General features: G+C 39.2%; 1 protein-coding gene. It reads right to left on the reverse strand.

The window, feature by feature from the left end:
* Positions 1–408: reverse transcriptase domain-containing protein (locus C6368_RS17135; RefSeq protein WP_262494894.1), on the reverse strand; the 408-nt coding region annotated here is incomplete at both ends.

Genomic DNA, 408 nt, shown 5'->3' on the forward strand with positions numbered 1-408 from the left:
AGCTTCGCTGCTGCCTTCGGCGGTCGTTAATCTTTTGAATACGCTCATCAAAAGTCATCGGAGTGGTTTTTCGGGTGAAGACTTTTAGTCGCTGTTTCAATCTTTTCCATGCTTTCTTCCCTACAACCAATTGGTATTTACCTTTATCTCCTTTCCTGTAAATTGATTCAAATCCGAATCCCAGTAGTCCAAATTGAACTGGTTTTCTAACTCCACTTTTCTCACCGTTTATAGTAAGTTTAAGCTTTGTCTTCAAAAACTTTTCAATGGCTTTTAGCGTTGCAGTTGCATGGCTTTTATACTGAGTATATATGCTAAAATCATCTGCATAACGCACAAATCGGAGATTGCGCCTTGTCAGTTCTTTATCCAACTCGTTGAGCAGGATATTAGACAATAGCGGACTTA

It is taken from the genome of Brumimicrobium mesophilum, assembly GCF_003025005.1.
GTDB classification, from domain to species: Bacteria; Bacteroidota; Bacteroidia; order Flavobacteriales_D; family Crocinitomicaceae; genus Brumimicrobium; species Brumimicrobium mesophilum.